This is a genomic window from Acetobacter papayae JCM 25143 (assembly GCF_000613285.1).
In the GTDB taxonomy this organism is placed as follows: Bacteria; Pseudomonadota; Alphaproteobacteria; order Acetobacterales; family Acetobacteraceae; genus Acetobacter; species Acetobacter papayae.
The window spans coordinates 1-5,994 of the sequence record NZ_BAIN01000101.1 but is presented as its reverse complement, the minus strand read 5'-3'; the positions used below and the strand labels follow the sequence as shown (position 1 = coordinate 5,994).

The 5,994-nt window shown below is 58.5% G+C and carries 7 protein-coding genes and 1 pseudogene; 4 read left to right on the top strand and 4 right to left on the bottom strand.

What is annotated here, in order from left to right; genetic code table 11:
• The 3 genes and pseudogenes from JCM25143_RS20010 to JCM25143_RS20005 form a co-directional block, all read right to left on the bottom strand.
• Positions 1 to 195, bottom strand: a 195-nt coding sequence (locus JCM25143_RS20010) for a (d)CMP kinase (protein ID WP_199897904.1), incomplete at its 3' end; no start/stop codon positions are given.
• Between the two features lie 20 nt (positions 196 to 215).
• On the bottom strand, positions 216 to 584 hold the full coding sequence (locus tag JCM25143_RS24900) for a 3-phosphoshikimate 1-carboxyvinyltransferase (protein WP_267879973.1): 369 nt from the start codon (positions 582 to 584) through the stop codon (positions 216 to 218).
• Positions 581 to 1,564: pseudogene (locus JCM25143_RS20005) on the bottom strand (3-phosphoshikimate 1-carboxyvinyltransferase). Before JCM25143_RS20005 ends, JCM25143_RS24900 begins: the two are co-directional and overlap by 4 nt.
• 305 nt (positions 1,565 to 1,869) lie before the next feature.
• Between JCM25143_RS20005 and JCM25143_RS14125 the strand changes: the two are divergent.
• The 4 genes from JCM25143_RS14125 (at position 1,870) to JCM25143_RS25530 (ending at position 5,420) form a co-directional block, all read left to right on the top strand.
• Complete coding sequence (locus JCM25143_RS14125) at positions 1,870 to 2,199, top strand: FYDLN acid domain-containing protein (RefSeq protein ID WP_025861688.1); 330 nt, start codon at positions 1,870 to 1,872, stop codon at positions 2,197 to 2,199.
• A gap of 1,187 nt (positions 2,200 to 3,386) precedes the next feature.
• Positions 3,387 to 4,289, top strand: coding sequence for a hypothetical protein (locus JCM25143_RS24415; RefSeq protein WP_234395317.1), 903 nt, complete (start codon positions 3,387 to 3,389; stop codon positions 4,287 to 4,289).
• Positions 4,290 to 4,344: 55 nt separating this feature from the next.
• On the top strand, positions 4,345 to 4,845 hold the full coding sequence (locus JCM25143_RS25535) for an EamA family transporter (protein WP_456303611.1): 501 nt from the start codon (positions 4,345 to 4,347) through the stop codon (positions 4,843 to 4,845).
• Positions 4,758 to 5,420: an EamA family transporter gene (locus JCM25143_RS25530; protein WP_456303610.1), complete on the top strand. Its 663-nt coding sequence runs from the start codon at positions 4,758 to 4,760 to the stop codon at positions 5,418 to 5,420. Before JCM25143_RS25535 ends, JCM25143_RS25530 begins: the two co-directional genes overlap by 88 nt.
• Before the next feature lie 66 nt (positions 5,421 to 5,486).
• Here JCM25143_RS25530 and folB read toward each other — a convergent pair whose 3' ends face one another.
• Positions 5,487 to 5,888 (bottom strand): dihydroneopterin aldolase, encoded by a 402-nt coding sequence (gene folB / locus JCM25143_RS14105; RefSeq protein WP_025861685.1) that lies wholly within the window; start codon positions 5,886 to 5,888, stop codon positions 5,487 to 5,489.
• Positions 5,889 to 5,994 lie beyond the last annotated feature (106 nt).

Genomic DNA, 5,994 nt, shown 5'->3' with positions numbered 1-5,994 from the left:
GAGGGTCTGGGCAATATCCTGTGCGGGGTCCGCCGGATTGCGCCCGGCATCCAGCGCCAGACGCCCCACGGCGCGATACAGCAGCCCGGTATCCAGATAAGGCAGGCCCAGAGCCTCGGCCAGACGCCGCGCCAATGTGCCCTTGCCTGCCGCCGCCGGACCATCCACCGCAATAACGGGGCCGCCGCGCGCCATGCTGGTGTCCTGCGTGCCGCTCATTGGGCAAACCCCGCACCAAGCTGGTTCATCAGCGTCAAATATCCGGGAAAGCTGGTGTCGATAAACGCGGTATCATCAATCCGCACGGGTTTTTCGGCTACCAGCCCCATGACAGAGGCACTCATGGCCAGCCGGTGGTCCATATGGGTTGTGACAAGCCCGCCGCCGGGTATGGCGCCCGCCGTGCCGTGCACCACAAGGTCATCCCCCTCGACTTCGGCCCGCACGCCGTTTTCACGCAGCAGGGCCACGGTGGCGGACAGGCGATCGCTTTCTTTCACCCGCAGTTCTTCCAGCCCGCAAAAGCGCGAAATGCCTTTGGCATGCGCTGCCGCCACGGCCAGAACCGGGTATTCATCAATCATCGACGGTGCCCGGGCGGCGGGAACCACAACCCCATGCAGGCAGAGGCCCGCACGCGCAGATCGCCCACGGGTTCGCCACCGGAGGATGCTTTTTCCACCACATCCACCTGAGCGCCCATTTCCATCAGGGTGGTGAACAGCCCTGTCCGCAGCGGGTTGAGCCCTACATCCGTCAGGGTAATGTCAGACCCCGGCACCAGCAGCGCCGCCACCAGCGGAAACGCGGCGGAGGACGGGTCCGCCGGAACAAACAGCCCACTCGGGGGCTACCAGATCGGGGCGGCCGTCAAGGCGGATGATACGCCCGCCTTCGGGGGTGATTTCGACCTCAACCTTCGCGCCGAAATAGCGCAGCATGTTTTCGGTATGGTCACGCGTGGGCACGGGCTCTTCCACCGTGTGGTGCCTGTGGCGTTCAGCCCCGCCAGCAGAACAGCGGATTTAACCTGTGCGGAGGCCACCGGCAGGCGGTAATCCAACGCAGGCGGGTTAGCCTGCCCCCGTATGGCCAACGGCAGCCGCCCGCCCTCGCGGGTAATGAAGGTTGCCCCGGTAGCGGCCAGCGGGTCTGTCACGCGCTTCATGGGCCTGCGGCGCAGGCTGGCATCACCCGTCATGACGGAGGCCATGCCGTGGCTGGCCAGAATACCGGAAAGCAGCCGCGCCGCCGTGCCGGAATTGCCCATGTCCAGCACATCAGCCGGTTCGCTCAACTGCCCGACTCCCGGCCCGGATACGACCCAGAGCGCACCCTGCTGCTCCACCTGCGCACCCAGCGCACGCATGGCGGCGGCGGTGCGCAGCACGTCCTCGCCTTCGAGCAGATGGTAAATCGTGGTTTGTCCGCGCGCGAGGGCGGCGAACATGAGCGCACGATGGCTGATGGACTTGTCACCCGGCACACGGATGACACCACCCAGCGGGGCAGCGGGACGCGCCACGGTAAGCGGACGGGAGGCGGAAGCAGGTGCATGTGTCATACCCTGTTCATTCCGGCGCTCACGCCCGCAAGTCAATCCGCCACAGGGTGGTTACACCATAAAAACCACCCCCAGCAGACGCCGCCACAACACGGCAGACACGGAAAAATGCACACTACCCCCACCTTCGGGTTTGACATGAGTGAGAACACAATGGCATGTGGCCTCGCTCTAGCTTCCGGTCGATTCTCACCGGCTGCGCGCCCTGGCGGCAGCCCGACGGATTTGACCGTATTTTCCGGGGGTGTGCGCCCCCTTCCTTGTTTGATCAGACATCCTTCTGATCAGGATCGACAGGTAGCAAGATGACCCAGCCCGATCTCGGCACCAAACGCGTCTGCGTCTCCTGCGGTGCCCGCTTTTACGACCTGAGCCGCGTTCCCGCAGTTTGCCCCAAATGCGGTACAGAACAGCCCGCACTGGTTCCCCGCCTGCGCCGCAGCGTGGACAGCCTGTCGGCCAGCACGGCAAGCGTGACCCCCGTCAAGAAAGATGACGAGGATATCGATCTCGACACCGATACCGACGAAGATGATGATGACGTGATGGAGGATTCGACCGATCTGGACGATGACGACGACGACATCAGCTCCGATATCGATGTCAGCTCCGATTCCGAAGATCACGAATCCTGACACATACCGCCTGACCCACACCCGCTGCGGACTCCCGTAAAGCGCGTGTGAACACACTGGCGTTATCCAGCCTGACCATGCTCCATGGTCAGGCTTTTTTTATGCCGGCACGTTTTATACTGGCACAACTCTGCTTTTCTCTGGCCACCCGCGCGCAGCTTTTGCTAGAGATTAGATAGTATTCGTACTGTCATACGCAGTAGCGAAGCTTCTCCGTAAAATCATGATCCCGCAAGACACCGTTGCCTAGCCACGGTACAGGATCACCTATGCAACACAGCAAGCCCGCCATCACCGGCGGGCTTTTTTTGTGTCTGCCTTTCAGGACACTCCATGCAAACGACCCATCGGCAACCCGCTCTGACATTCGTCATGACCGAACGTCAGCTCGTCAACATTGTCCGGCCCTATCTGCCTAGCCAGAAGAGTATAAATAAAGCAGAAGGCCTCCTAACCATAGGTCTTGGCATGGCTGAAGTTGCCGGGGGAGCCGCCCTGCTCGGCAGCCCTGAGCCATACTCAGCAAAGTCGGCGGGGTTGCCCTTACCGCTCACGGCATCGACATGGTAACTGCCGGGCAACGCGCCTGGCGCACCGGCACGGCTTCAGAAACCCGGACCGAACGTATGGCCCGCGCCGCAGCACAGAAAGCCCATGCCCCCCCCTGCTGTCGTCAATCTTGTGGGAATGGCCGCTGATGCCATGCTTCCCGACGGCATTATACATGCCGCGGCCCATTTTGGCGCTACACGAGCACTGCGCGTAGCGGCTGCCGATGCAAGCCGCCTGTCCTTCAAAAACGACAACATAACCCCTGAGCACTTTCCCCGGCCTTCGCCACAAACAACCCAACCAGTAAAAACTCCTGAAAAGGAAGTCCTTCTCTACCCCCATCGGCAGGAGACACTTGACCTCCAAGCCCCGCCGCATAATCGCAAGTTAGGAGCATGTCCTGTTAAAGCATGTTAAACCAAGCTTATATCGACCGCCGGTTCGCAAAATAAAAACATGAATTTCTTTCATATTTTACTACAAATTAGGCCGCAGAGCGTGAAATTCATCGAGCCATTAACGAAAATTCAACACATACTGATAGTTGGCTTGCAAACGCCAACGTTGGTGCAACAATGAAAATTAAAGCAAAAACATCATCAGATTTTTTCACATAAAACCCAATGGAATACCCCATGCGCACCCTCAAAAACTTTCATGCTTTCGCTATAAGTCAAAAATTCGATATTATTTATAGTATTTTTTACAAACCGAGCGAAAATTACAAAGGAATTTTTTTCGACAAAATCATAGGAGAGATCACCAAGAAACAACGGGAATATAGTATCCCTTTAAAAATAAGAATTATAAATCAATTAAACAACTTACTATCGTACTCTGATGATGACATCGAGTATGCAACCGCAGTATTCCGTCATATCGATAATACCGAATATAAAGAAAAACATTCCGATTCTGATTGTTTCAAAAATCTCCGGGAGTTCTGGATTTTTATTTCAAAGATTTTCGCAAATGATCCAGATATAAAAAACCTGATCCATTGGGACAATCCCGGCATTGACCAACCTATTCTGCAAAAAAAAGCACTTGGCAATGACCCATCAATGCTCGTGAAAAATTACACTGAAGAAATAACATTTTCTTTTATCCCAGAGCATTTTTCTAACAATGATATAGAAGACATGTTCCCCCGCCTGCGTGATTTTAAGTCCGGCGAGTTCGGTGAAGATGCCGATTTATATGGCGAGACACTGGCTGAAATTATTGGAAACGCACCAAAAAATTATACCCAGATCTTCAATCAGGACACTATTCGCGAAATAAGGACATTACTCTCCTATACTGACGAAGAAATCGAGCGCACCAGCAAGGCTGTCATCAATCTCAACCCGACAGTAGAAATTGATGATCCACCAAACTGGGGGCGCTTTCCAAGCCTGCGCGCCTTCTGGACTGCTGTGCTGGGCAGTTTTGAACACAACGTTGCGATGCAGAACGCTGAGAGTGCCGAACATTCCCTTACGGACATAACGGACAGCGCTGGGCCCGGCTGTAACGCCACACCACCGGCTCCGTAAACCTGAATGCATTTTCAGGTTTTCATCCATACCTGCTCTGTGAGAGCCTGCCGCCATGCCTAAGCCAGCCTCCCCTCCGCCGCCCGGTATTGCCCTTGCCCTGCTCTCCGCCCTGCTGTTTGGAGCCAGCACGCCGCTGGCCAAGCTGCTGCTGGGGTCAACCAGCCCGCTCATGCTGGCGGGGCTGCTTTATCTAGGCTCGGGATTTGGGCTTCTGGCCCTGCGCACCGGGACGCGCCACATAACATGGCTGCGCCCGCTGCACACGCAGGAGGCCCCGCTACGCCGGGCGGATTTTGGCTGGCTGGCACTGGCAGTAATGACCGGGGGCATGGCCGGTCCTGCCTTGCTGATGCTGGGTCTGGCCCATACGGATGCCGCATCAGCCTCGCTGCTGCTCAATCTGGAAGGGCTGGCCACCATGGTCATTGCCTGGAGTGTTTTTCATGAAACACCGACAGGCGGGTTGTGCTGGGGGCGTTTGCCATTCTTGCCGGGGCTTGTGTGCTGTCGTGGTCAGGAGCAGGTATCACCGCCAGCACGGGCGCACTGCTGATAGCCGGGGCCTGCCTGTGCTGGGGAGTGGACAATAACGCCACCGCCCGCCTTTCAGGCGCTGATCCGACCCAGATCACCCTGATAAAAGGGCTGGTGGCAGGCACGGTCAACCTTACTCTGGCTCTGGCCACGGGGGCCAGTTTTCCACCGCCTGCCCTGCTGGTGGGCGCGCTCCTGACCGGATTTACCGGGTATGGAGCCAGCCTTGTGCTGTTTATTCTGGGCCTGCGTGCGCTCGGGGCTGCACGGGCCGGGGCCTATTTCTCGCTGGCACCGTTCGCTGGCGCATGTCTGGCCATTCCCCTGCTGCACGAAGCCCCCACCCTCCGGCTGGGGCTGGCGGGCGGACTTATGGCGCTAGGCCTGTGGCTGCACCTGACCGAGCGGCATGAGCATGACCACACGCATGACAGCATGGAGCATGAGCACCGCCACACGCACGACGCCCACCACCAACACAGCCATGGCCCGAACGACCCAACGGGCGAGCCCCATACGCACCGGCACCAGCATGTCGCGCTGACACACCGCCACGCCCATTACCCGGACCTGCACCACCGGCACACGCATTGAGGACTGTCCCCGCGCAGCACATTCATCAGGCAGCGCGGGGGGTATGGCAAAAAACAGCCCCGGTAGTTACGGGCTGCACGGGCGGCGTTCGATTTCCACCCCCACACTTTCGATTTCCTCGAACACGTCCAGTTTCTCGATCCGCACCCGCACCACGCGCACGCGCGTATCGGCCAGCACGCCCGCGGCAATCCGCTCGGCCAGTGTTTCCACCAGACGCACATGCCCTTCCGCCACAATCCGGCGGATCAGCACCACCACCTGTTCGTAAGACACCGTGCGGCTGAGGTCATCCGCCCCGATTTCAAGGTCGGTCCGGTCATCCACCCCGAACCAGACTGAAATGCGGATACGCTGTGTTACCCCCTGCTCATGCGGGAACACGCCAATATTGGCGTCCAGCAGCATGTTGTTGATGAACAGGCAGCGCAGGGGCGGCTTTTCCACCCAGGGAGCGAAAACGGACATGATGGTTCTATTCTTCCAGAGCGTCGCCGGCGGCCATCGCCGGAGACCATTGCAGGTGCTGCCCCCCATCGAGTGCGAGCATCTGCCCGTAACGGAGGCAGCGCCA